General features: G+C 62.6%; 21 protein-coding genes and 1 pseudogene. 10 read left to right on the forward strand and 12 right to left on the reverse strand.

The features are described 5' to 3' along the window. Positions 1–59: 59 nt before the first annotated feature. The 4 genes from ettA (at position 60) to AC0L3I_RS08005 (ending at position 4,609) form a co-directional block, all read left to right on the forward strand. On the forward strand, positions 60–1,709 hold the full coding sequence (gene ettA / locus AC0L3I_RS07990; RefSeq protein ID WP_292214292.1) for an energy-dependent translational throttle protein EttA: 1,650 nt from the start codon (positions 60–62) through the stop codon (positions 1,707–1,709). A 44-nt stretch (positions 1,710–1,753) separates the two neighbouring features. Next, a complete protein-coding gene (tam, locus tag AC0L3I_RS07995; RefSeq protein WP_473485215.1) occupies positions 1,754–2,524 on the forward strand; it encodes a trans-aconitate 2-methyltransferase in 771 nt (256 codons plus the stop codon). Between the two features lie 200 nt (positions 2,525–2,724). Next, positions 2,725–3,846, forward strand: a complete 1,122-nt coding sequence (locus AC0L3I_RS08000) for a beta-ketoacyl-ACP synthase III (protein ID WP_473485216.1) — start codon at positions 2,725–2,727, stop codon at positions 3,844–3,846. Positions 3,847–3,991: 145 nt separating this feature from the next. Next, positions 3,992–4,609, forward strand: a complete 618-nt coding sequence (locus tag AC0L3I_RS08005; RefSeq protein WP_473526558.1) for an MOSC domain-containing protein — start codon at positions 3,992–3,994, stop codon at positions 4,607–4,609. 56 nt (positions 4,610–4,665) lie between these two features. Here AC0L3I_RS08005 and AC0L3I_RS08010 read toward each other — a convergent pair whose 3' ends face one another. From AC0L3I_RS08010 to tsaA, 4 genes are all read right to left on the reverse strand, one after another. Next, on the reverse strand, positions 4,666–5,508 hold the full coding sequence (locus AC0L3I_RS08010; protein ID WP_473485218.1) for an SDR family oxidoreductase: 843 nt from the start codon (positions 5,506–5,508) through the stop codon (positions 4,666–4,668). A 205-nt stretch (positions 5,509–5,713) separates the two neighbouring features. Then, entirely contained in the window at positions 5,714–6,673 is a 960-nt protein-coding gene (locus AC0L3I_RS08015) for an aminotransferase class IV (protein ID WP_473526559.1), read from the reverse strand. Between the two features lie 108 nt (positions 6,674–6,781). Further along, positions 6,782–7,093 (reverse strand): DUF2293 domain-containing protein, encoded by a 312-nt coding sequence (locus tag AC0L3I_RS08020; RefSeq protein WP_123151985.1) that lies wholly within the window; start codon positions 7,091–7,093, stop codon positions 6,782–6,784. Next, positions 7,090–7,626: a tRNA (N6-threonylcarbamoyladenosine(37)-N6)-methyltransferase TrmO gene (tsaA, locus tag AC0L3I_RS08025; RefSeq protein WP_473526560.1), complete on the reverse strand. Its 537-nt coding sequence runs from the start codon at positions 7,624–7,626 to the stop codon at positions 7,090–7,092. The genes AC0L3I_RS08020 and tsaA overlap by 4 nt, the downstream gene beginning before the upstream one ends. Before the next feature lie 144 nt (positions 7,627–7,770). Here tsaA and AC0L3I_RS08030 point away from each other — a divergent pair, with 144 nt between their 5' ends. Further along, positions 7,771–8,793 (forward strand): ArsR/SmtB family transcription factor, encoded by a 1,023-nt coding sequence (locus AC0L3I_RS08030; protein ID WP_473485221.1) that lies wholly within the window; start codon positions 7,771–7,773, stop codon positions 8,791–8,793. Then, the gene (gene metF / locus AC0L3I_RS08035; RefSeq protein ID WP_473526561.1) at positions 8,793–9,710 is read left to right on the forward strand and encodes a methylenetetrahydrofolate reductase [NAD(P)H]; all 918 of its coding nucleotides are present in this window, start codon (positions 8,793–8,795) and stop codon (positions 9,708–9,710) included. Before AC0L3I_RS08030 ends, metF begins: the two co-directional genes overlap by 1 nt. 529 nt (positions 9,711–10,239) lie before the next feature. Here metF and AC0L3I_RS08040 read toward each other — a convergent pair. Beyond that, entirely contained in the window at positions 10,240–11,157 is a 918-nt protein-coding gene (locus AC0L3I_RS08040; RefSeq protein WP_473526562.1) for a DMT family transporter, read from the reverse strand. A gap of 232 nt (positions 11,158–11,389) precedes the next feature. Between AC0L3I_RS08040 and AC0L3I_RS08045 the strand changes: the two genes are divergently transcribed. Continuing rightward, positions 11,390–12,610 carry an alanine racemase gene (locus AC0L3I_RS08045; RefSeq protein WP_473485223.1) on the forward strand — a complete coding sequence of 407 codons (1,221 nt, stop codon included), beginning with the start codon at positions 11,390–11,392 and terminating at the stop codon, positions 12,608–12,610. A 155-nt stretch (positions 12,611–12,765) separates the two neighbouring features. Beyond that, positions 12,766–14,313, forward strand: coding sequence for an acyl-CoA synthetase (locus tag AC0L3I_RS08050; RefSeq protein WP_473526563.1), 1,548 nt, complete (start codon positions 12,766–12,768; stop codon positions 14,311–14,313). Positions 14,314–14,504: 191 nt separating this feature from the next. Here AC0L3I_RS08050 and AC0L3I_RS08055 read toward each other — a convergent pair whose 3' ends face one another. After that, positions 14,505–15,236 (reverse strand): SDR family oxidoreductase, encoded by a 732-nt coding sequence (locus AC0L3I_RS08055; protein WP_473526564.1) that lies wholly within the window; start codon positions 15,234–15,236, stop codon positions 14,505–14,507. Positions 15,237–15,358: 122 nt separating this feature from the next. On the opposite strand from AC0L3I_RS08055, the gene AC0L3I_RS08060 reads away from it, so the two are divergent. Continuing rightward, positions 15,359–16,252: a LysR family transcriptional regulator gene (locus AC0L3I_RS08060; RefSeq protein ID WP_473526565.1), complete on the forward strand. Its 894-nt coding sequence runs from the start codon at positions 15,359–15,361 to the stop codon at positions 16,250–16,252. An 86-nt stretch (positions 16,253–16,338) separates the two neighbouring features. On the opposite strand, the gene AC0L3I_RS08065 is transcribed toward AC0L3I_RS08060, so the two are convergent. Beyond that, the gene (locus AC0L3I_RS08065) at positions 16,339–17,520 is read right to left on the reverse strand and encodes a lytic murein transglycosylase (RefSeq protein WP_473526566.1); all 1,182 of its coding nucleotides are present in this window, start codon (positions 17,518–17,520) and stop codon (positions 16,339–16,341) included. An 80-nt stretch (positions 17,521–17,600) separates the two neighbouring features. Continuing rightward, positions 17,601–18,392, reverse strand: coding sequence for a glycoside hydrolase family 25 protein (locus AC0L3I_RS08070; protein ID WP_473526567.1), 792 nt, complete (start codon positions 18,390–18,392; stop codon positions 17,601–17,603). A gap of 331 nt (positions 18,393–18,723) precedes the next feature. Here AC0L3I_RS08070 and AC0L3I_RS08075 point away from each other — a divergent pair, with 331 nt between their 5' ends. After that, a complete protein-coding gene (locus tag AC0L3I_RS08075) occupies positions 18,724–20,103 on the forward strand; it encodes a serine hydrolase domain-containing protein (RefSeq protein WP_473526568.1) in 1,380 nt (459 codons plus the stop codon). A 272-nt stretch (positions 20,104–20,375) separates the two neighbouring features. Here the strand turns inward: AC0L3I_RS08075 and AC0L3I_RS08080 are convergent. The 4 genes and pseudogenes from AC0L3I_RS08080 to AC0L3I_RS08095 form a co-directional block, all read right to left on the reverse strand. Next, positions 20,376–21,559 (reverse strand): annotated as a pseudogene (locus tag AC0L3I_RS08080) (M14 family metallopeptidase). A gap of 103 nt (positions 21,560–21,662) precedes the next feature. Beyond that, entirely contained in the window at positions 21,663–23,315 is a 1,653-nt protein-coding gene (locus AC0L3I_RS08085; protein ID WP_473526569.1) for an alpha/beta hydrolase, read from the reverse strand. 423 nt (positions 23,316–23,738) lie between these two features. After that, positions 23,739–24,425 carry a class I SAM-dependent methyltransferase gene (locus tag AC0L3I_RS08090; protein WP_473485233.1) on the reverse strand — a complete coding sequence of 229 codons (687 nt, stop codon included), beginning with the start codon at positions 24,423–24,425 and terminating at the stop codon, positions 23,739–23,741. Next, positions 24,422–25,669 (reverse strand): BtaA family protein, encoded by a 1,248-nt coding sequence (locus tag AC0L3I_RS08095; RefSeq protein ID WP_473526570.1) that lies wholly within the window; start codon positions 25,667–25,669, stop codon positions 24,422–24,424. Before AC0L3I_RS08095 ends, AC0L3I_RS08090 begins: the two co-directional genes overlap by 4 nt. Between the last annotated feature and the right edge of the window lie 71 nt (positions 25,670–25,740).

Genomic DNA, 25,740 nt, shown 5'->3' on the forward strand with positions numbered 1-25,740 from the left:
CATAGCGCGCAACTTCCATTCAATCCGACATTCCAGTCGACTTTTCAGGGAAAGCGCGCGTGGCACGCCAGTTCATCTATCACATGGCCGGCCTCAATAAGGCCTATGGCACCAAGAAGGTGCTCGAGAACATCCATCTCTCCTTCTACCCCGACGCCAAGATCGGCATCCTCGGCCCGAACGGCGCCGGCAAGTCGACCATCCTCAAGATCATGGCCGGTATCGACAAGGAGTGGAGCGGGGAGGCATGGCTGGCCGAAGGTGCCACCGTCGGTTACCTGGCGCAAGAGCCGGCACTCGATGCGAACAAGACCGTGTTCGAGAACGTCATGGAAGGCGTCGCCGCCAAGACCGCGATCATCGAGCGCTACAACGAATTGATGATGAACTATTCCGACGAGACGGCCGACGAGTCGGCCAAGCTCCAGGACGAGATGGACCGGCTGAACCTGTGGGATCTCGAACAGCAGGTCGAGATGGCGATGGAAGCGCTCGGCTGCCCGCCCAAGGAAGCCGACGTCACCAAGCTGTCGGGCGGCGAGCGCCGCCGCGTAGCACTCTGCCAGTTGCTGCTGCGGCAGCCCGACCTTCTGCTGCTCGACGAACCGACCAACCATCTCGACGCCGAGACGACGGCTTGGCTGGAAAAGCATCTGCGCGCCTATCCGGGCGCGGTGATGATCATCACCCACGATCGCTACTTCCTCGACAACGTCACCGGCTGGATCCTCGAGCTCGACCGTGGCCGCGGCATTCCCTATGAGGGCAACTACACCAAATATCTCGAAGCCAAGGCCAAGCGGCTCAAGCAGGAGGGCCGCGAGGACGACGCGCGCCAGCGGGCGATCGGCCGCGAGCGCGAGTGGATACAGTCCAGCCCGAAAGCCCGGCAGACCAAGTCGAAAGCGCGCATTCAGGCGTTCCAGGATCTGCTGGATGCGGCCGACAAGCGGCGTCCGAGCGACAGCCAGATCGTCATTCCGCATGGCGAGCGGCTCGGCAATGTGGTGATCGAGGTCGAGGGCCTGTCGAAGGGCTTTGGCGACACGCTGCTGATCGACGATCTCGACTTCAAGCTGCCGCCCGGCGGCATCGTCGGCGTCATCGGCCCGAACGGCGCCGGCAAGACGACGCTGTTTCGCATGATCACCGGCCAGGAAAAGCCGGACGCCGGCACGATCCGCGTCGGCGAGACGGTCAAGCTCGGTTACGTCGACCAGAGCCGCGACGCACTCGACCCGACCAAGACCGTGTGGGAAGAAATCTCGGGCGGCGCCGAAGTGGTCAAGCTCGGCAAGTTCGAGGCCAACACCCGTGCCTACTGCGCGTCGTTCAATTTCCGTGGCGGCGATCAGCAGCAGAAGGTCGGCAATCTGTCCGGCGGCCAGCGCAACCGCGTGCACCTGGCCAAGATGCTGAAGACCGGCGGCAATGTGCTGCTGCTCGACGAACCGACCAACGATCTCGATACGGAAACCCTGGCGGCACTCGAAGACGCGCTGGAAAACTTCGCCGGCTGCGCCGTCATCATCTCGCACGATCGCATGTTCCTCGACCGGCTGGCGACGCACATCCTGGCATTCGAGGGCGACAGCCATGTCGAATGGTTCGAGGGCAATTTCGAGGATTACGAGCAGGACAAGATCCGCCGGCTCGGCCCCGATGCCGTCAATCCGCACCGCATGACGTACAAGCGGCTGACGCGGTAGGTTTTTTTGGGGCGGCGAATTCTCAAATGATCTGAGGAGCTGAAATGGCCGACTGGTCCGCCGCCCAATATCTCAAATTCGAGGACGAGCGCACGCGGCCGTCGCGCGATCTTGTCGCGCAGGTGCCGGTGGAGGCACCGCGCCGGGTGGTCGACATCGGTTGCGGGCCGGGGAATTCTACCGAATTGCTGGTCGCGCGCTGGCCGAGCGCGCAGGTCAGCGGTTTCGACACCTCGCCTGACATGATCGAGAAGGCGAGGGCGCGTCTGCCTGAAGTAACCTTCGAGCTGGCGGATGCGGCGGCGTGGCTGCCCGAACAGCCGGTCGATGTGATCTTCGCCAATGCGGTATTCCAGTGGCTGCCGGAGCATCCGGCGATCTTCCAGCGGCTGATGGGATTTCTGGCGCCCGGCGGCGCGCTTGCCGTGCAGATGCCCGACAATATGAGCGAACCCTCGCACCGGCTGATGCGGGAGACGGCGGCCGAAATGCCGTTTGCCGAAAAGCTTAGGGGTGCTGCGGGCGGGCCGCTGCCGCCGGTGTCGTTCTACTACGATCTTTTGTCGCCGTTCTCCGACCGGCTCGACATCTGGCACACCGCCTACAATCATCCGCTTGCCGGTGCCGAAGCCATTGTCGAATGGCTGAAGTCGACCGGGCTGAAGCCGTTCCTCGATCCGCTCGACGAGGACGAGCGCCGGCTTTTCCTCAATCGCTACACTGCCAGAATAACCCAAGCCTATTCGAAGACGGCAAACGGCAAGGTGCTGCTGCGTTTTCCGCGCCTGTTCATAGTCGCGCGGCGATCCGCTTAGAAACGGTAGCCACACCGAGAGAGGCAGTGCCTGGCGGCGCTTGATCCGCACCATGCGCATTTCGGCAACGCAAGGTTGTGGTCTTTTGCCTCAGGCATTTGATTTAAGCCGGCGTAAACACCCACCAGGTACGAAAAACAGTTGCGCCCAACCTTCGCGGCGCCCAAATGAGAGCCGCAACGCCTGCGCATGGGGTGGAAATGCATCGCGTCATCATCAGCGGTATCGGCGTTGAAATCCCCGAGCCTTCGATCACCAATGAAGAACTGGTCGACAGCTTCAATGCCTGGGTCGACACGGAGAATGTCCGCCGCGAGGCTTCGGGCGAGACGCTGCTGCAGAAGTCGGACAGTGCCTTCATCGTCCATGCTTCGGGCGTACAGACCCGCCATGTGATCGAGCGGGAAGGCATTCTCGACCCGACCCGCATGGCGCCGCGGATTCCGGTGCGGCCCGACGATGCGCTGTCGCTCGAAGCCGAGTTCGGCATCGCGTCGGCCAGGAAAGCGCTCGACCATGCCGGCCTGGAGCCTGGGGATATCGACCTGGTGATCTGCTCGGCCTCGCATCACCAGCGGCCCTATCCGGCGATCGCTATCGAGATGCAGCAGGCGATGGGCACGAAGGGCGCTGGTTTCGACATGGGCCTTGGCTGCTCATCGGCGGCGGCGGCATTGCATATTGCGGTCAATCTGGTGCGGGCGGGCGCACACAGGCGCGTGCTGGTGACGACGCCCGAGATCATTACCGGCCATCTCAACTTCCGCGACCGGCAGACGCATTTCATCTTCGGCGATGCTTCGGTCTCGATGGTCGTCGAGGGGCTTGCCCAGGGCGATAAGCGACCGGGACGCTTCGAGGTGCTCGACACGCGCACCTGGACGCAGATGTCCAACAACATCCGCACCAATCTTGGCTACTACACACGCACCGCCCAGGACGATCCGTATATGATCAATCTGGAAGGCAACCTGATCAAGCAGGTCGGCAACAAGGTGTTCAAGGAAGTCACCGTCGCCGGGCACAAGTTCATCGTCGAGTTCCTGGCCGAGCACGGGCTGACGCCGCAGGCGATCCGGCGCTTCTGGCTGCATCAGGCCAATGCCCGGATGAACGCCATGATCCTGAAGCTGTCGTTCGGCCACGAGGTCGGCCATGACCGCGCGCCGATGGTGCTGGAGCGCCTTGGCAACACCGCCGGCGCCGGCGCGATCGTCGCCCTGTCGGAGAACCACGCCGACATGAAGGCGGGCGACTACGGCCTGCTCTGCGCCTTCGGCGCCGGCTATTCGATTGGCGGGGCGCTATTGCGCATGCTCTGATCGGTCTTGGCGCGAACGGCACCAGCATTAGCGGGCGCCGGTGTGTAATCGCATCAGTCTGCTTGATTGGGGCATCAGCGCTTTAGACTGGACCTGATGAGCTCACTGCGGCTAATTGCTTGGCATCACGCAAGGAGCGAAGCCTATGCCGGATCTCTTCCCCGAGACCGACAACCCGGTCGAAATCATCCCGGCGCGGAAGCTTGCCGCGCAGGTGGTCGCGGTTTACGTCGCGCCATCAGATCATTTCGAGACACGCGCGGTGGATGAACTACGGCTCGGCTTCGACGGCATTGACGGCGATTTCCACGCCGGCGCGACGCGGCGCTCCGGCGGGCGCGAGCCCTGGTATCCACGCGGCACCGAGATGCGCAACGAGCGGCAGCTGTCTGTTGTGGCGGCGGACGAGCTGGCGATCGTTGCCCGGCGGATGGGCATCGCCGAGATCAAGCCGGAGTGGATCGGCGCCAATCTGTTGATCGAAGGCCTGCCGCATCTCTCCATGCTGCCGTCCGGCACGCTGCTGTTCTTCAGGGGAGGCGTCACCATCAAGGTCGACGCGCAGAACGGACCTTTCCGCATCGCCGGGCGATCGGTCGCCGAAAATGCCGGAATGGCCGACCACGAGGCCGGCGCGCTGCTGTTCCCGAAGGCGGCAAAGCGGTTGCGCGGCCTCGTCGCCTGGGTCGAAAAACCAGGCCGCATCACGACCGGCGAGGAGATTTCGGTGCGTGTGCCCGAGCAGTGGATTTACCGGGCTTAGGGCGGGTGAGGCTGGGGCTACGCCGCCATGGCGGCGTAGCGATTTCCGGATCGGTCTTAGGCGGCCTTGCGGTTCTTGTTCGCGCCCTGCGCCATGATGGACAGGTGATCCCACTTTTCCCACAGCGCGATGCGATTGGCATATTCCTGGTTGGCCATCGGCAGGCCGCCATCGCCGAAGAACACCCTAAGCGGCGGTTCGGCCGCATCGACGATTTCAAGCATTGCCGGTCCGGTGGCGGCGGGATCACCGGCCACCGAGCGCTTGCGGCGCTCCGCCATCGCGGCACGAGCCGGCTCATAGGCAGCGATCGGCTTCGAAACCTTGGCGGACGGTCCGGCCCAGTCGGTGGAGAAACCGCCCGGCTCGACAAGCGTCACGTGGATGCCGAACTCCGCGACCTCCAGGCTAAGCGACTGGCTAAAGGCTTCCAGCGCCCATTTCGAGGCGTGGTAGAGACCGATCATGGCGAAGGCGTTGACGCCGCCGATCGACGAGATCTGGATGATGTGGCCGGACCTCTGCGCCCGCAGGATCGGCAGGGCGGCCTGGGTCACCCAGAGAGCGCCGAACACGTTGGTCTCGATCTGATCGCGGGCCTCCTGTTCGCTGACTTCCTCGATGGCCCCGAAATGGCCATAGCCGGCATTGTTAATGACGACGTCGAGCCGGCCGAAGCGGTTATGCGCTTCGGCAATGGCGGCATCGACGGCCGTCTTGTCGGTGACGTCTAGCTTAATCGCGGCGATATGGTCGCCATATTTGTCGACCAAGTCGGCAAGCGTGCCGGCATCGCGGGCCGTTGCCGCGACGCGGTCGCCGCGGGCGAGTGCTGCTTCTGCCCAGACGCGGCCGAAACCCTTCGACGATCCGGTAATAAACCAAACCTTGTGTGTCATGATCCACCAATTCTTGCCCTTGCGGGCTTTGATTTTGAGTTCTTGCTTGACCATGATCTCCAGCGAAAACCGGATTCCACTTTCGGGGATCATGGTCTAAACGGAGGCTACTCCGTTCCAGCATATACGGAGCATTCCGGACCTATCAAGGTCGAGCACGTTTTGTTGATGAGAGCCTGCGCCATAACAGTCGGCCAGGGATGGGTCAGGGATAGCGTACCGGGCTCGACCAGGCCGGGTCTTCGTGCATTTGCCAATAGATCGCCATAAGGCGCCTGGTAATCGCGCCGACCTTGCCGTCCGCGACCGGAACACCGTCGATCATCGTTACCGGCATGATGCCGCCGGCGGTCGAGGTGATGAAGACCTCGTCGGACCGACGCAGCGCAGCGACGCTGACATCGGCCGCTGCAACGGCAAGCCCTGCCTCCGCGCAGAGATCGAAGACGGTGCGACGGGTGATGCCGGGCAGCACGCCGGCAGCCGGCGTCGACAGTTTACCGTCATCCACGCAAAAGACGTTGAAGCCGGGGCCTTCCGCGACATTGCCGTTGAAATCGAGGAGCAGCGCGGTCTCGGCGCCGCGGTCATAGGCGTCGTAGAGGCCTCGCACCAGGTCGAGCCAATGATAGTTCTTGATCGCCGGGTCGATCGAAGCCGGTGGGATGCGCACCTTGTCGCTGATCGCCACATGCAGGCCGCGCTGCAATTGCTCGGCATTGGCGACCGAGCCGAAGGGAACAGCGAACGCCATGAAACGGTTGACCGCGTCGCGCGGGTCGCGGCTGAAGGTCGGCGAGGTGCCGCGCGTGCACAGCATCTCGACATAAGCGGCGCGATGACCCGACAGCGCCACGCAATTTTCGAGGATCTCGGCCACGCCATCGCGGTCGAACGGGATCGTCATGCGCAGCTTTTCCAGTCCGCCGAAGAAGCGATCGAGATGCAGGTCGAGGCGGAAGAAGCGACCGCCCCAGACATGCACCGTGTCGTAGGTGGCGTCGGAATGCAGGAAGCCCCAATCCAGCACCGAGATCTTGGCCTGCGACATCGGCAGATATTGCCCGTCCAGGAAGGCAACGCCGTCCGGATAGGAGTGCGGGTCTATGTGATGGGCGGAGAGCGAGGGCAGTGGTTTGGCATGTGGATCGATCGAGTTGCTCATCACGTCCTCCGTCAGGTCGTTTTTCGCCGACCAGATAGCGGGATAGAGCGGCACGGCGGGTGGTACAAGACACAGGCTGGTCCTGCCGCTGGGCCATCGAGGAACTTGTTATTCTTCCTCCTCGTCGTCGAGCAGACGCGTGGCGCGCCAGCGGGTCAGCACGATGTTGGTCTGTTCCATGACGAAGAAGCGCGCCGAGTCTCGGTCGTAGCCTTCGGCCAGCAGTTTTTCGTAGTCGGTGTGCACATGTCGGATATGGGCGATGGTCGCCAGCCACACCGCGATCGTCGGCGGCAAGCTCTTCATATGCACCGCGCCGGCGTCGGCGCGGATCTTTTCCATGTCGGCATAGGGCGCCAGCGGCAAAAGCGCTGTCAGCGCCTTGGCGATGGCGCGGCGGCGGCCGGTCGGCGCGCTCATTGCCCATCCCGTCCCGGCCCGTCCCGTCCGGGCTCGTCCCGTCCGGCAATGGTCGCCTCGGCAAAGGCATCGGTCGATGCGAAATAAGGCTTGATGTCGATGACCGGCGTGCCGTCGAGCACGTCGATGGCATCGATATCGATACGGCCCGTATCGATGTCGAGGGCGACGAGCCTGGCGATATGCAACCCGATCGGGTTCGGCCGGGCCGGGGAGCGCAGCGAAAAAACGCCTTTCGGTTCAGTCGCATGGCGGGGTTTCTGAACAATCAGGGTCCGCGGCGCGTGGTGCAGCCAGGACAGGATGATGACGTGGCTGGCCCGCTCCAGCCCAAGCAGGCCGCTACGATAGCGCTGGTCGATCGTGAGAACCGCCTGCTGTCCGGTTTCCCGCGCGGCTTTCATGTTCTTGGGGCAAGTTTCCCGCGCGGTCCAAGGCGAGGCAATGCGGCCTATGAAGACGACATGGCCGTCCGGCGGCATATCGGCCGGATCGGTTTCCAGAAGCTTTTCGCCGCTGCGCGTCTCGAACATGGATTTTCGCCCCGATCCTGCTTCCGGCTTTGCGCGATCCGTCACGCATGCGCCATTTTCTTGTCCGGAAGCGACATAGCGCTTGCAAGGCTATCAAAATCGACATAAACATATGTTTATATCTTTTTCAAAGAGAATGCTCGCATGCATGTCGCTCTCGACACCATGGTAGATACATTGAAGGCGGCGGCCGAATCCAGCCGGTTGCGCATCCTGGCGTTGCTGTCGCGCGGCGACCTGACCGTCTCCGATCTCACCGAAATCCTCGGCCAGTCACAGCCGCGCGTCTCGCGCCACCTGAAGCTGCTGCTGGAGGCGGGGTTGATCGGCCGCTATCAGGAGGGCTCATGGGCCTTCTTCCGGCTGTCGGATTCGGATGCGGCGCGGGATTTCGTGCTCAGGCTGGTCTCCGGCATCCGGGATGCCGATCCGCAGGTCGAGCGTGACCTCGAGCGGTTGGCGGCGGTCAAGCGCAAGCGGCAGGATCGCGCCGCCGAATATTTCTCCGTAAATGCCGCAAGCTGGGACCACATCCGCTCACTGCATGTGCCGGACCGCGCCGTGGAGGCGGCGCTGCTCAAGCTCGTCGGCAAGCGGCCGTTCCAGTCGATGCTCGATCTCGGCACCGGCACCGGGCGGCTGCTTGAGATCTTTTCGCCGCTCTACCGGCGCGGCATCGGCATCGACATGTCGCGCGAGATGCTGACGGTGGCGCGCGCCAATCTCGACAAAGCCGGCATTTCGAATGCGCAGGTGCGCCAGGGCGATATTTTTGCGCCACCGGTCGAGCGCGACGCCTTCGATCTCGTCACCATCCACCAGGTGCTGCACTATCTCGACGATCCCGCCCGCGCCATCCGCGAGGCAGCAAGGCTGCTGCGCCCGGCAGGCCGGCTGGTGATCGTCGATTTCGCTCCGCACGCACTGGAATTCCTGCGCGACGTGCACGCGCATGTGCGGCTCGGCTTTTCCGACCGGCAGATCACCGAGTGGTTTTCCGAGGCCGGGCTCGATCTCGAGGACAGCCAGGAATTCGAGCCGCGCGGCGGCAACGAGGCCAGGCTCACCGTCAAACTATGGCTCGGCCGTGACCAGCGCATGCTGATCGCCGATCCTTCCAACCACGCACAACCGGCCAATGCCTATCCGATAGGGGAAACCGCCTGATGAACCAGTTCCGCTTTTCCCGTCGCCCTGACATTGGCGACAAGGTCAGAGTTTCGTTCGAGTTCTTCCCGCCGAAGAGCGACGAGATGGAAGCAAGGCTGTGGGACACCGTCACCCGGCTGCAGCCGCTCAAGCCGAAATTCGTCTCCGTCACCTATGGCGCCGGCGGCTCGACGCGCGAGCGCACGGCGCGCACGGTCAAGCGCATCCTCAACGAAACGGCGCTGACGCCGGCGGCGCACATGACCTGCGTCGATGCGGCGCGTCACGAGGTCGATGAAGTCATTCAGGAATTCGCCGACATGGGTGTCACCCGCTTCGTCGCCTTGCGCGGCGATCCGGCCGAGGGCGTCGGCGCCGCCTACCGTCCGCATCCGGGCGGCTATGCCAATGGCGCCGAACTGGTGGGGGCGCTGAAAGGTGTCGGCGATTTCGACATCTCGGTCTCCGCCTATCCGGAAAAGCATCCGGAGAGCCCGGATTTCGCCACCGACATCGACATGCTGAAGCGCAAGGTCGACAATGGCGCGACACGGGCGATCACCCAGTTCTTCTTCGACAATGATCTCTACGAGCGCTATGTCGAGCGGGCACGGCGGGCCGGAATCTACATACCGATCGTGCCGGGCATATTGCCGGTCCACAATTTCACCCAGGTCGCCAATTTCTCGGCGCGCTGCGGCGCGCTGGTGCCGGCGTGGATGGCCGAGCGCTTCGACGGGCTGCAGACGGACCCGCAGACGCATGCGCTGGTGGCATCCGCGGTGGCGGCCGAGCAGGTGCTGGACCTTGTCGAGCGCGGCGTCGGCGATTTCCATTTCTACACGATGAACCGGGCCGATCTGGTCTTCGCCGTCTGCCACATGATCGGCATCCGCTCGCATGAGGCTGAAGCTGCGGGGTCTGCTGCGGCGTAAGTCTCGGCCAAGTCTCTGGAAATGCAAAAAGGCCGGGTAAAAACCCGGCCTTTTCGATGACTTGGACTATTCGGTGCTGATCTTCCGTTGCTTTGGCGGGTCTACGGAAGAAAGCCCATAATCAGGGCTCCGATGAATGCAAACGCAGCACAGATCATCAATGCGTTGATTGGCCTCGTGAGTCCCATGTCATAGCCTCCTCTTAAAGAGCTATGGCCAGAGTCTAGGGTCATTTGTGCCACAGGCAAGCGGAAAATATGCTGCAATGCGACGACATTGTGGAATTTATGACCGGCCATTTGCCGTTAGGTATTGAAACTCTTCGGCAAAATCCCGCTTCGGACCTGTGTATAAAATGTGACGAAGCTGGGGCAAGAATGGATATGGCAGCGCCACCGCCGCCGAGAATCGGAATCGTTTTTCGAGTCGATGCGAAGATTCAACGAGTTAGAGCGTCGTTTGCGCGTTATCGCAAAGGCGCTGCGCACCCTCGGTTCAAGCCCGAGGGCGTGCTTTTGGGCGACATGCATTAACGTCGGCCGAACAGGCGCCCGTCGATGGTGACGAGGCCGAGCGCGATCAGCGCCATGCCGCCGAGTTCGAACAATTCGAGCCGCTCGCCCAGGAACAGACAACCGAGCAGGATGGCGCTGGCCGGCACGATCAGCGTGACCAGCGAGGCGTTGGTGGCACCGGCCGAGGCGACGAGGTTGAAATAGAGAATGTAGGCGAAGGCGGTGGACAGCAGGGCCAGCGCCAACACCGCTGCCCAGACCGGCAGCGAGGCCGAAAACAGGTTGGCAGTGCCGTGGCCAAGCAGCACGACCGGGATCATGATGATGGTCGAGGCGGTTAATTGTCCGGTGGCGATGACCGGTGACGGCACGCCCTTCAAGTGGCGGGCAATCATCAGGGCCACCGCATAGGACAGCGACGCGCCGACCAGCGCGAATTTCGCCCAGACCGGCCCGCCCAGCCCGGCAAGCAGGCCGGGACCGATCATCACCGCCGTGCCGACGATGCCGAGCGCGATCCCGGCAAGCTTGTTCCAGGAGAGCTTTTCGTCTGATGTCAGCGCGTTGGCGAGGACCAGCGTCCAGAACGGCGTCGTCGAATTGAGCACCGAGGCGACACCGGCACCAAGCTCAGTCTGGCCGGCGAAGATCAGCGAGAAGGGAATGACGTTGTTGACGAGCGCCAGCAGAAAGAACAGGCCGGCATGCGGCAAGGCGAGGCGGAAGGACGGACCGCGCAGGCCGAGATAGAGATGCAGTGCCAGCGCCGCAATGGCGACGCGAAACAGCACCAGCACCAACGGCGGAATCTCGGCAACCGCAATGCGGGCAAAGAAGAACGAGCCACCCCAGATCGCACCGAGCAGCAGAAGCTGTGCCCAGTCTTTCAGGGCCATGGGTCCGCGCATTGCAGTCGTGGTTGTGATCGCCATGGATCGTCCTCCCAGATGGCTCTGAATGCCAAGCCAATCAGGCGTCTGTTCAGGCCATATCCTGTTCGACGGCAAGGGCCACCCGAAACCAGATCGGTAGGCTAGCTTTTTCCTGTTGTCTGGCCTGTCATCTGGCGTAGCGCCGCAGCGTCTGGGCCGCGAGACATAGAATTGTTTTCATTCACGCATAGGTTGGATTAATTGTGCGCAGTCTAGGTCAAGGGATTCGTCCATGCAGCGATTCGAAAATGCGCGCGAAGCGGCGCTGGCGCTTCGCCCGGACGATCCGATCTATTGCTTCCGCCCGCAGGTGCTGAAGGCGGACGCCAGGCAGTTCATGGGTATGTTTCCCGGCAAGACCGCCTATGCGGTCAAGACCAACGGCGAGCAGATCGTGCTGAACGCGCTGGCCGAGGCTGGCGTCAATGCCTTTGACGTGGCCTCGCCCGGCGAATTCGCCGCCGTGCGCGCCGTCTCGCCCGACGCCGAGATGCTCTACATGCATCCGGTCAAGGCACAGTCGGACATCAAGCTGGCGCTGGAGAAATACGGCATCCGCGTCATCTCGCTCGATCATGAGGACGAGATCACCAAGCTGACCCGCGTGGTGCGGGCGCTCGATATCGATCCGGGTGCGATCACCGTGTTCGTGCGCATCCAGACCAAAGGATCGGCCGCCTACGAACTGTCGAAGAAATTCGGCGCCGGGCCGGCCAATGCCGTCGATCTGGCCGAACGGCTGAACCGGACGGGCTACAAGGTCGGCCTGTGCTTCCATGTCGGCAGCCAGATCGAGGATCCCGACACCTATGAGCGGGCGCTGGCCTCGGCCGACTGGGTGCGCAACCGCGTCAGCTTCGACATTGCCGGGCTCGACGTCGGTGGCGGCTTTCCCGCCGAATACGGCCATGATCCCAACCGCAAGCAGATCGAGATGCCATCGCTCGGCCAGATCATGTCGCGGCTGTCCGGCGATTTGAAGGAATACCAGTTCGACCAGATGCCGCTGGTGGCGGAGCCGGGCAGGGTGATCGTGGCGCGTTGCCTGTCGCTGATCGTTCGCGTGCTGCTGCGCAAGGGCAAGCGGCTCTACATCAATGACGGCATCTGGGCGTCGCTGTCGGATTCGTGGACCGGCAAGATCACGCTGCCGGCGCGCTTCATTCCAGACCCGGCGATTCGCTCGCGCAATGGCGAGGAGAAGACCATCGTGCCGTTCAAGGTCTGCGGCGCAACCTGCGATTCCGTCGACATCCTGTCGCGGCCGTTTTGGCTGCCGGAAACGGTCGATACCGGCGATTGGATCGAGATCGGCCATATCGGCGCCTATTCGCTGTCGCTGAGGACACGGTTCAACGGCTTCTATCCCGACACGTTCGTCGAGGTGACGACGCCGTTCGACGAAGGCGACGCGCCGCAGGGGTTTGCCAGCCTGGAGACGATGGCGGATTAGTTAGTTCGTGAACTCATAAACCGGCACGGCCCAGCCGCGTACGGAAGTCTGCTTTCGATTTGAAGATGCTTCTTCTTCACGACTGCCTCCATGTCGCGGAAGTGCTAAATGCAGACACGTTGTCGAACCTAAGCCCATGTGCAACATAGCCCAGAATGTCCACATGCCACCATGACTGGATCGCCCATCATGCCGCCCGTCGGCCGGAGGCGCTCGCGGCGGTAAATCTGGAAGACGGCCGCCGCCTCACCTACCGCATGTTTGATCGGCGCATCGCGACCCTGGCGCGGCACCTGCAGGAGGCCTGCGCCGTCTCGCCCAGCGTGCGCGTAGCGCTGCTGGCGCACAATTCGACCGACACGTTTGAGCTACAATTCGCCTGCTTCCGTCTCGGCGCCATTTTTGTCCCGCTGAACTGGCGGCTGGCGCTTCCCGAACTGGACGCCATCATAGCCGATTGCACGCCCGCTGTGCTCATCTACGACCCCGAGTTTGCCGGTGTTGCCGATGAGCTGACGCGCCGCCACAGCATCGTGCATCGCCTGCTGCGCGGTCCTGAGGAGAGCCCCTACGAGCGCGCCATCGCCGCGGCGCAGCCGCTCGCAGCGCCGCACCGGCTCATGCATGACGACGTCTGCACGATACTCTACACCTCCGGCACGACAGGCGTGGCCAAGGGCTCCATCGCGACCCACGGCATGAACTTCTGGAATGCAGTGAACTGCATTGGCGTGGCCGTGCTGTCGCCGCAGACCGTGCTGCTCTGCGTCCTGCCATTATTTCACGCGGCTGGCCTCAACATCTACGCAAATCCCACCTTCTATGCCGGCGGCACTGTCGCGGTGACACGGCGCTTCGATGCCGGAGAGGCGCTGCGGCAGCTGGCCGATCCGATGCTTGGCGTGACGCATCTGCACGGCGTGCCGGCGCATTACCAGGCCATGGCGGCGCACGCGGATTTCGCTGCGGCTGACCTCTCCAACGTCGTGGGTGCCTTCGTCGGCGCGGCACCCGTTCCCGTCCCGCTCCTCGAAACCTGGCGGCGCAAAGGTGTAGTACTCAGACAGAACTACGGCATGACCGAGACAGGTCCGCTGATCCTCAATCTCGAGGCGGCGGATGCTGCGCGCAAGGTGGACTCGGCCGGCAAGCCCGTCATGCACGTCGAAGTGCGCGTGGTGGCCGATGCGGCGCGCGATGCCGCCCCGGGCGAGGTCGGCGAGCTCTGGGTCCGTGGTCCCGCCGTCACGCCGGGGTATTGGAACCAGCCGGAAGCGACGCGCGCCGCCTTCGCCGAGGGCGGCTGGTTGCGCACCGGCGATGCCGTGCGGGTCGACGAGGAGGGTTTTGTCACGATCGTCGATCGCCGGAAGGACATGTACGTCTCCGGTGGCGAGAACGTCTATCCAGCCGAAGTCGAAAATGTTCTCTACAGCCATCCTGAGGTGGCCGAGGCGGCAGTGATAGGTGTGCCCGATTCGCGCTGGGGCGAGGTGGGCTGCGCCATCGTAGTGAGAAAGAATGGTGCGGCGGTCACAGAGGCCGAGCTGCTGGCACACTGCGCCACCGCCTTGGCGCGCTACAAGGTTCCGCGCACGGCGATGTTCGTGGAAGCTCTGCCCCGCAGCGCGGTCGGCAAAGTGCATAAGCCTACTCTGCGGCACCAGTTCCGAAGTGCTGTCTCTGGGGATTCGCAAACATAGCGCGATCATTCTCCCGGTCGAAATCGGGCGGACGTCCGCTCCGGGGTCATACTCGTTGGTTCGGGGCTTTGCGACGAGTTTGAGTGCGGCGGCATAGTTCTCGGGTTGCCGTAACCAGAGATCGATCTCGATCTCGGCTTTTGCCGTCGCGCTGAACAACGTTTGTGGGTTTGGGCATAGGCTGCGGTCGGTCAGGCCACGCCGCCGCCGGCCTGGATGTTTTCGCCGGTCAGCCAGCGGGCCTCGTCGGAGGCGAGGAAAACCGCGACATCGGCGACGTCGCGCGGCGCTCCGATCCTGCCAAAGGGCGACATGCCGGCGGCCACAGCCCGGTCCCGCTCTGGGAGCAGGTCGGTGTCGGTAAAGCCCGGCGAAAGCGCATTCACGGTGACGGAGCGCGGTCCGAGCTCGCGCGAGAGGACGCGGACGAACTGCTCGACGGCTCCTTTGCTGCCGAGATAAAGGGCGGTCTGGGCGAAGAACATCTTGGTTCCACCAGTGGAAACCGCGATGATACGGCCACCGTCGCGCACGCGGCGCGCCGCTTCCTGAAGCGTGAAGAAGGTGCCTTTGGCATTGGCGCCGAAGACGTGGTCGAAGTCGGCTTCGGTGGCCTCGACGAACGGCTTTATGACGGCGACGCCGACATTGGCGACAACGATGTCAATCGCCCCCATCTGCTTTTCGGTCTCATCGAAAAGCCGGCTTATGTCGGAAACGCTGGAGATATCGGCCTGAATGGCGACGGCCTTGCCGCCATTCTCGCGGATCGCAGCAACGGCTTCCTGAGCGGCTTTCTCGTTACCGACATAATTGACGACCACGGCCGCCCCGTGTGTCGCGAGCCCCTCGGCGATGGCGCGGCCGATGCCGCGCGAACTGCCGGTCACGAGCGCGATTTTGCCTTCAAGCGAATGATACATAGCTGTCTCGTCTGGCTACGGCCGTTCCAAATCAACCGGCGGTTCCATGTGGAAGTTAGGGGCATGCTATTGCTCAGATAATGGCCTATGATCGAACAGGCTTGTTAAGTCTGGGGTACATAATGCGAGGGACCGAGTTTTCCGAGCTGAAGGCGTTCGCGACGATCGTCGAGGAAGGCAGCTTTGTCCGCGCCGCGGCCAGGCTCAGGATTTCGCCGCCGGCGCTTAGCCAGACGATACGCGGGCTGGAGGAGCGTGTCGGTGTCCGGCTGCTCAACCGCACGACCCGCAGCGTGTCGCCGACCGCTGCAGGCGAAACGCTGTTTGCCCGCCTCGCTCCGGCATTCAGCGAACTCGAAGGGGCTGTCGCCGACGCGCATGCATCACGCGATCGACCGGCAGGCTCGCTGCGCATCAATGTTCCACGCATCGCCGCCATGCGTTTCATCGTGCCCATCCTCGGCGATTTCCGCCGTGCCTATCCCGATATTGCCCTCACCATCATCGTCGACGACATGCTGACCGATATTGTCGAGGGACGATTCGATGCCGGAATCAGGCTTGGTGAGCGGCTGCATAAGGACATGGTGGCGGTGAAACTCGGCGACGAGATGGAGATGGCTGCGGTGGCGGCGCCCAGCTATCTCGAGCATCACCCCATGCCCCGTCATCCCGCCGACCTGCACCATCACCAATGCATCAATTTCCAGTGGCCCGGTGGCGGCAACATCTATCGATGGGAGTTCGCGCGAGGCCAGCGCGCTTTCGAAATAGCCGTGAACGGCGGTCTGACTGTTAACGACACGGAACTGATGATCAGGGCGGCCCTGGATGGGATCGGCGTGGCTTACGTGCTGGATTACCAGGTTCGGCCGTGGATCGAAACCGGCAAGCTCATCCGTTTTCTCGAAGCCTGGTCGCCCAGATTTCCGGGCTTTCATCTATATCATACGAGCTCCCGGCAGGTTCCGCCGGCCTTGCGCGTCTTCATCGATTTCCTGCTTGCCAGGCGATGACGGATTAGTGAATAGTGAATAGTGAATAAGTCAGTAGTCAGCAGTGAGTACCTAGTTCCACTCACCACTCACCACCACTCACTAACCTACAGTTTCGCCAAAAGCTCCGGTGTCGGCCAGCCGTCGACCGGCAAGCCTAGCCGCATCTGCTCCTTGCGGATCGCCTCGCGGGTGTTGGTGCCCAGGATGCCATCGACCGTTCCGACGTCATAGCCTTTGGCCTCGAGCTTTGTCTGCAATGCCCGCATCTGGGCGCCGTTGAGGCCGGGTTCGGGATTGCGCGGATCGAATTGCGGCGCACCCGCCAGCCGCGCGGCGAGATTTGCCGCGGTCAGCGCATAGGTGAAGGACTGGTTCCATTCGAGGTAGACGTCGAAATTGTCGTAGACAAGGAAGGCCGGACCCTTGCGGCCCATGGGCAGCGCGAGACCTGCCTTCAGGCCGTTGTCGACAAGCGGCGTGCCGTTGGGGTTGGTGACACCCCACTGAGCCCACTGCGTCAGCGGCAGCCTGTTGGTGCGGCCAGTCTGGTCCCATGGCATGTCGTCGGGCACGCGGACTTCCTCGATCCAGGGCTGGTCGCGTTTCCAGCCGCGCGACATAATCTTGTTGGCCGTGGTCATGATCACATCCGGCGCGCTGCTGCGCAGGTCGACCAGGCCGTCGCCGTCGCCGTCGACGCCGCGGCCGAGATAGTCGGACGGCAGCATCTGTGTCTGGCCGATTTCTCCAGCCCAGGCGCCGGTGACATCGGCCGGCACGACGCCGCGATCGATGAGGGTCAGCAGCGGCGTGATCTGCGGGCGAAAGAGTTGCGGGCGGCGGCAGTCATGCGAGAGCGTGACCAGTGCGTTCAGCGTGTGGAAATCGCCCTGCACGGCGCCGAAATCCGTTTCCAGCGCCCAGAACGCGGCGATGATCGGCGGCTGGACGCCGAATTCCTGGTCGGCGCGGGCAAAGACGTCGGCGTATTTTTTCAGATTGGCGGCGCCCTGCTTCAGCCGGTAGGCCGAGATCATCCGGTTGGAGAACTCGATGAAGGTCTGGGTAAAGACGCCCTGGGCGCGGTCGCGCGCCAGCACCTTTTTGTCGGCGGTGGCCTTTTCCAGCGCCTCAAGGCCGGCAGTGCCGACGCCGGCGTTCCTGGCCTCCGCCGCTACGCCCTGCTTCCATGCCTCGAAATCGCCGCCGCATTGCTGTGCCACCGCTGGCGTCGCCGCCGTAGCTGCCAGAAGCAGCGCCGCGAGAATTTCCAAGCGCAATCGCATCGCCATCCCCCAAGAAGATCACCAGCGGTTGCAAGCATCCTTCATTTGGCTGTGTCGAAAAGCAGGCGGCAGGCCCGGTGTCAACGGGTGTTCTGCCGCAGCCACTTGTTCCAGGCTGCTTCCGAGCCGTTGAAAACGTTGATATCGGCCTTGCCTGGGATGCCCGGCACAATACCGGTTCCGGTGTACTGCCAGAAGGCGAAGGGATGGCTGCCGTATTTCTTGCGCGGGTGGCCGGCCACCGAACGCAGCCAATAGGGATAGTCGCGGAAAACCGATAGGCCGTTGTCGTCGAAGAAATCGAGGGAAGTGTAGATGATCGGCTTCTTGCCGTAGTGGTTTTCGACGATTTCGAGGAATGTGCTCATCTCGCTGCGCACCGTGGCCGCATCCGGCCGCAGCCTGCAGGTCGGCGATTGCGGGTTCCATTCCATGTCGAGAACCGGCGGCATCGCCGAGCGGTCTTTGGGCACGTTCTGGATGAACCAGCGCGCCTGCGTCGCGGCCGGTGTGCAAAAATAGTAGAAATGATAGGCCGCGCGCGGGATTCCTGAAGCTTTCGTGCGGCTCCAATGCTCGTTGAAATAATCGTCGAAGCGATCGCCGCCTTCCGTCGCCTTGATGAAAACGAAGGAAATGCCGCTGGCCCTGGCCGCCGGCCAATCGACCGAGGTCTGGTATTTGGAGACGTCGGTGCCGTGAACGGCATAACTCCACGGCGCGCCGCTGTCCCACTCATGCGGGTCGGAGTCGTCAAAACGGGGTGCGCGCACCGCAACGGTCGGGGCGCCCGGCAGCGACGGCGCAAGATCGTCGACGGTCGAGCAGGCGCCCAGCAGCGTCAGCAAGATGAAAGCCGCGAGACGGCGCATCACAACTCCTGAACCGGTTTCAGCCGGCCGCTGATGGGTTGTTGCTGCAGGTGGTCCCTCGACCGTGCCCCCAAGCGATCGCCCCACAGGACCGCTCTATCTTTTAAAGTGCGCCGCTTCGGCGCGCCTTAATCTTTGTTATGCATGTCGTAATCCCAAAACCGCTGCGCACCCCCGGTTCGGGCCCGGGGGCATGCTTTTGGGTGACATGCATCAGTGATCGCCGATCATGGTTGATATTCCGTTGACAGCGCTCGACCAGAACCGCGATTTTGCCGAAGCAATGGCGGCAAATCGATGACATGGATGAGCGTCCGGGGGGAGTCGGAAAATGCAGATTGCCCTGAGGCTGGTGAAATGGCTGCTCGGGCTGGCCGTGCTGGCGGTCGCAGCACTCGCCGCCTGGCTTTACATCGCGCCGCCGGAACTGATCCGCGTCGGCTCGGGTTATACGGCCAAGATCGTCTGCTCGAATGTCTTTATCGCCGGACGCGATGCCGATGAGGTGCTCGCCGTCGACGTGCAGGCGCCGGGCCACCCGCTGCTGCGGCTGATGAGGGTATCGGTCGACAAGGAGCAGGGCACGGTCTCGGCGGGACTGTTCGGCGTGTTCGGCAAGAGTGTCGCGGTCGTTCGCGACGGGCTCGGCTGCGCTTCGGTTCCGGATGGCGACGTCGCCAGGGCCAAAGCAGTCGCCCGGCCGGCGCTGACACCGGCGCCGTCGCGCGACGCACTTTGGCCGGACGGCGACAGGGTCGACGCCTCGCAAAACCCCGAAATCGCAAACATCCTCGACGATCCCGCAATGACCGGCGCCGGTATGCGGGCGGTGGTGGTGGTCAAGAACGGCCGTATCGTCGCCGAGCGTTATGGCGCCGACTTTTCCGAGAAGACGCCGCTGCTCGGCTGGTCGATGACCAAGACGGTAAACGCCGCGATCGTCGGCACGGTGGTGAAGGACGGCAAGATGGTGATGACGAACCAGGGCCTGTTCGGACCCTGGAAAGCGGACGGCCGTGCCGCCATCAGTCTCGCCGATATGATGGCGATGTCGAGCGGGCTGGAGTTCAACGAGGATTATGGCGACGTCACCGACGTGACGCGGATGCTCTACCTCGAACCTGATATGGCGGGCTTTGCCGGATCCAAGCCGCTGACCGGCGAGATCGGAAAAATGTTTTCCTATTCGAGCGGCACAGCAGTGATGCTGTCGCGGCTGTGGCAGGACGCGATCGGCGACAAGGACAAGGCGCTGGCGTGGCCGAGGGTTGCGCTGTTCGACCCGCTCGGCATGCATAGCGCGGTGCTGGAGGCCGACGAGCACGGCACCTTCGTCGGCTCGTCCTATTTCTACGCCACCGCGCGCGACTGGGCGCGCTTCGGCCAGTTCCTGCTGCAGGATGGTGTGTGGAACGGCAAGGAGATCCTGCCTGCCGGTTTCGTCGGCTGGATGCGGGAAGCTGCACCCGCCTCGAAAGTCTACGGCAGGGGCCAGGTGTGGATCGAGGGGCCGGGCGACGAGGAGAGCCCCGGCGCCGGCATCGCTGCTGGCCTGCCTCGGGATACCTATTGGATGGAAGGCCATGACGGGCAGACGGTCGCCATCATTCCCTCCGAGAAGCTGGTGGTGGTGCGGCTCGGCCTGACACCGGCCAAGCTCGGCTACCGGCCGCAGACGATGGTGGCGGCGCTGGCGAAGGCGCTGCATTAGGGTCAAAACCCAATCACCTGAACGACCGAGTTCGGACCCTTCTCGGACATTTGACGCCGAGAGCCGGGACGACGCAAGTTGGGTGGGAATCGGACGCTCCATCGCTAGTCGTTTTTGGAGTACGGATCCAACGAGCACGGTCAGGCTCAATCTGTCGGCGCCGCCTCCAGTCCGGCGATATCGAATTTCACCATAGAGCACCACTTCGGCGACGCGTTTGGATTGCCGCGATCGCGCGTCAGTTCACCTAAGCCGCCTCGGCAGGGTGTGAACTACTCGGGATAAGTCTCGACGCCCTCCGGCGCCGCCCTGTGGAAAAGGACAAATACCAAGGTATTGCCGGCCTCGGCCGTCGTATCGCTGCGCAGCCCCGCCACCTCTCCAGCCACGCTGCTGGTGTACTCCGCAACCACCTCGCCGAAGCTGTATGCTGAATGGCCACTTTCTGTCCGGGTCCGACCTTGTCGTTCAGCTTGACCAGATGCTCGACGAACCCGGCCTGGGTTGCAAGGATCGGGAACGCACTGTTGCCGACAAAAAACATTCACATCCTTGCCTGTGCGTCCCATTGGCCCGGCAAGGATGCCATGATGCTTGAGGACGTTCATCGTGCCTTCAACGAATAGGGGAATCATCTCAAGGTCGAGGATACGCGCAGCACCAACCTCCGGACAAAAGGATGGGATACCCGCGGCGACAAACGCGTTATGAAGGACGCTTGGATACACAGGATTGTCGAAGATCTGGCCCACTGGATAAAGTTCCAGCATCGCCTTGATCTCGGGCACATCCATGTCGCCAATATTGAATGCGGAGGCATCGAATCCGGTCGTCCCGGTATGGAAGTCGATTGCGACGTCAGCGTTCGGCCGAAGGAGCCGGTTGAACAGGAGACCGGCGTGGCGGCTGGCCGCACTGGCACCGTTCTCGTTGCCGGGCCATTCCCTATTCATGTCGATCAGGTCAATGCCCCTGCCAGAATTGGGCCATCTGCGCTGCATGGTTTCCATGGCTGGACGGGACACGTCCGTGACCGCCATCACTGTGCCCGACATCTCCGCCGGATCAAGTCGGTTCATCACGGTCTGGACCGTATGCACAGAACTCATCTCGTCACCATGCACACCACTGACCAGGACAGCGCGCTTGCCCGGCTTTGTCCCCCTAGCGACCGTCACAGACACATACCAGTGCTGTCCGGTGGGCATCTGCACGCCCTGAAAATACAAAAAATGCTTCTTGCCGGGCTCCAGGTCCTTGACGTCGAGCACGCTGACGACTTTTTTCCCCTGGATCACATCGCCGGTATAGATCGTTGCTGATGGCGCACCCGGTGTCGGGCCTGGGCGTTCGCAGAACCAGCATTGGCCGCGAAGACGGCCGCCGCGCCTACCGAGGCAATGGATGCTACAATTAGATCCCGGCGATCGAGGCCCTTTTTAGGTTTGCCCGACATGATGAGGATCTCCTTATGTCGTGTGGAAAGCCAAAGTCGAATGCCAAATGTGTAGACTTTCGGAAACAAACCGCTCGCATAACGCACTCGTCGCAGGCAGCGATCACATCCTGCCGCGAGCGGCAAGATACTGCTTCAATCGCGCGATCTGGTCGGCAGACCAGCCCTGCGGATCAGTCACCGCGAGCCACGCGTCGACGTAGTGTTCGGGCGCAAAGACATGACCATAGCCCATCGGCGTATTGGTCGCGACGGCCATGTCAAGGGCCAACTGTAGCATCGATACCACCGGATACCACCGCAGTTCCGGCGAGACGTCCGGGCCGCGTGGAGCGTCCATCCACTCGGGACGACGATAGAAGTCGCGATAATCGAAAAACGTAATCGCATCGCTGGCATATTGGAGGTAGACAATGCGCATGGGACCCCAAGGCGCGTCCGCCGGACCGGTCTCGCCATTCTGGTTCATGAAGCGGACGAACGAACCGTTCCGGAACCGCGGCAACCAAGCGGGCGTACCGGCATTGCGATGCTCCGTTATGCTGCGCCAAATTCTGCTCTCAAAGGGCGGACCGCTCCACAGCGCCCCGTGGACAGGGTCACCAAGGATCTCGAAAAGCTCCACCGATCTCTCGGAGTTCATCGCTCCGAGGCTCAGGCCATGCAGATAGAGTTTGGGTCGCCTGTTGTGGGGAAGCGTCGTCCAGTATTCATAGACTGCGGCAAACAAAGCCCTTGCTGCTTCCGAGCCGTATTCCGGCTCGACCAGCAACGATAGCGGGCTCGACAGATAGGAGTACTGCTGGGCAACACTCGCCACGTCGCCATTGTGGAGGTATTCAACCGTATCCATCGAGGCGGGATCGATCCAGCCACTTCCGGTAGGCGTGATGACGACCAGTACGGAGCGTTCGAAGGCCCCGACGCGCTTTGATTCCTCAAGGGCAAGTTGCGCCCTCTCTTCGGCAGTGTCGGCCGCCCGAAGCCCCACATAGACCCGGATGGGTTCGCGCGCATCCTTTTGCGTGAACGTGCTTATCTCGCTAGCGGTAGGTCCCGTCGCGATGAACTCTCGTCCTGTCCGTCCAAGTTCTTTCCAGCTGACGAGGGAAGCGGCACTGCCGGTCTTGAGCGGAGGTGTCGGCTGCGCTCGATCCGGTTCGACGAGGGCATCAAACGTTGCGAAGGACGAATCGGCGACGTAGAGCGCGTAGCGGACGAGCACGCCATTTGCGACCGCCCAGAACAACAGTATCGCGACAGTGAAACCGATCACATTCGAAACCCTGCGGGGGACGAAGCGGCCCGACCTTTCTGAAATCAAACGGGAGATGCGTTTGAAGAGCCGGGCCAGCGCGATGAGCATCAGGAACGTGACGATCGCGATGACGCAGACTTCAAGCGGATGCGCGCTCGTCACGGGTTCGAGGTGCATCAGTTGACGGATTGAATTTTGCCATTCCGCTGCCCACCATAAAAACAAGATGGCGATTGCTGCGCAAATGGCCGCGACGGCGATCTTGAGAGCAAGCAGGAACCGCTCACGCGGTTCCGGAAGCTCCATATAGGCCCACAGCCAGCGCCACGCGACTCCGATGCCGTATCCGGCGGCGAAACATGCCCCGGAGAGCACGCCCTGGGTCAGATAGGTTCGAGGAACAAGGGTCGGCGTAAGAGAAGCTACGAAGAACAGCGTGCCCACGACGAGGCCGCCGGCAGAAAGCGAGCGCCAGAACTTTGTCACCCAGTTACGCATTTGGCCGCTTCGCTTCTCCTGGGATAGCGGTCTCGCGATGAATACGACTAGCCCATCATGGCTTGCTCTCGCGTTTTGTAGAAGGAGGGCAGGATAAATTTCCAGCTGCTCCGTGTGGCAAGTCGCAATATCTGGTTGAGTTGCATTGCGATCGCCAAAAATCCCCGTCGCTGTTGGAGAGCCGATGTTTGCAAATGGCGCGACCGCACCGGGAAGCCCGGACGAGTCAAGAGGATACTCGGCTGAGCGTTGGCCTTTCGCGCCGGAAGACACAAGCGGCGTTCGCCAAGTCTAGTCTAATCCGATTCAGAGTTCGTTCTCGTGAAGAGCGTGGCGAGGTGGATGGCAATATCCGCTCCTGACGCGCGAAGTTGCCCGTCTTCGACTCCGGCTCGGCTTGACCTGAATTTCAACACACCCTGACTAGCTGCGCTGCCCGACCACGGCGAGCCATGCATAGCCGCGATAAAGTGTTCTGAATCGGAGGCTTGCGCCGACTGTTGCAGATTCCGATTCCAGGACATCGCGCAACGCTTCACGCGGCTCGACATGGAATTTTCTCAGCCAGCCGCGCAGCAGCGTGCGGAACCAGCGGGGCAGGGCTTCCTGCTGGCCGAAATCGACGACGTGCAGCGAGCCGCCAGGCGACAAGGCTGCAAGTGCCGCGGAAACCGTCTTCTCCCAACCGGGGATCATCGACAGCGAATACGAGACAAAAATGCAGTCGAAACTTTCAACAGAAAATAGCGCTTCTGCGTCGAAATCAGTGGCGTCGCCGCGTGCCAGCGTGACACGGCCGGACAGGCCTTCGCAGACCATGGCGGCGCTGGCCGTCTCCAGCATTTCGGCCGAAATATCGAGGCCGAAGAAACGGGCGCCTGGATAGCGGCGGGCGGCAAGGACGATGTTGCGGCCGGTGCCGCAGCCGAGTTCGAGCACCGTGCCGCCGGCCGGCACGTCGAGCCCTGATATCAGCCGGTCGCGGCCGAGCAGATAGTACTTGCGGGTCAGGTCGTAGAAATGGCGCTGCCAGCGATAGACGCCGTCCATCAGTTCGGCATGGCTGGCCGGCGGTTCGGCGTGCCTTGCCGGCAGTTCGGTCGTGCTCATGCGGACTGCTTCACATAAAGATGGAAGCCGCCATAGATGGCCGAACGGTCGCGGGCCGAGAATTCGCGCGACGCCTCGTCTGCATAGCTCCACTGGTCGAGCAGCGAATTCGAGACCCGGCCGGGTAGCAGGCTGGGTTCGGCCGCGGTACGGAAGATGACGCGGGCGTGGGTGGACGCGGTGCGGGTGATCTCGGCCCACAGCGCATTGAGCTGGTCGTCGGTCATCCAGTCCTGGGCGTCGAGCAGGACGAAGCGGTCGACCGAACCGGCATCCTTGCCGGCGAGGAATTCGATCAGATTGGTATGGTGGACGGCAACGCGGTCGACATTGTTGCGGATCGTATTGTAGTTGCGCTTTTCAAGATAGGCGGGCAGCGCAGCCTCGCCGGGATTGGGATAGCGGCGGGCAAAAGCCTGCCAGGCGAAATAGTTATTCTGTAGCGGAAAATCGCAGGCGAGCTTTTCCAGCCGGGCCTTCAGCACGCTGGCCATGGTGCCGTCGCCCGAGGTGATCAGCGAATCGTACTGGGCCGGCGGAATGCCGAGGCCGAACAGCGAGGCTTTTCGCGATGTTGCCCATTTCAGCAGCGGCTTTTCGAAGACCGGCGCCAGCTCCTCGTCGAAGAAGCGGCGCTGGTCGGCGAGGCTTTTGGCTTGCATGATGGCGGCCGGATCGACGCCGAAGAATTTGGCGGTGCGATGGCCCATGGCAATGAACAGGCCGAGCAGGCCGGTCTGGTAGAAATTGTGGTCGAAGACGGCGATGCGCCGGCGCCGGCGCCAGTTGCGATGTTCCCAGTAATGGCGGCTGACCGGGTCGAGATGCGGCGCGATGAAACGGTCGTAGGCTTGCGAATTGTGACGGGTCTCGGCAGCGCCGAAGAAACGGAACAGGTCGCCCTGCGACGGCAGATGGCGCACCGCTTCGAGCTTCATGCGGTTCAGCGCGATATGGGCGGCGTTGAGATCGACGGCGTCGATCCGTTCGGGTGACCGGGTGAGATAGGCAAGGATGTTACAGCCGCCCGAGGCGATGGTGACGACGCGGTGGCCCTGGCCAAGCTGCATCGCCTCCATGTCGACGTCGGGGTCTTCCCAGATTTGCGGATAGACGAGGCCGGAAAACAGCAAGGCGAAGAGCCGCTCGGAGAGGCCGGCCTTAGACAGCGGGCGGTTCTGGTAGACGGCCTTGCCAACTTGCTTGCCGCGGCGAAAAACCAGTTCTCCGGAAAGATCCGTCATGACAAGGCGATTCCCCGTTTGCTCTGCCGCAAGCGGGTAGCGCTCAGCGATGACAGATGGATGACAGCAGC

The organism is Mesorhizobium sp. WSM4840 (assembly GCF_055811755.1).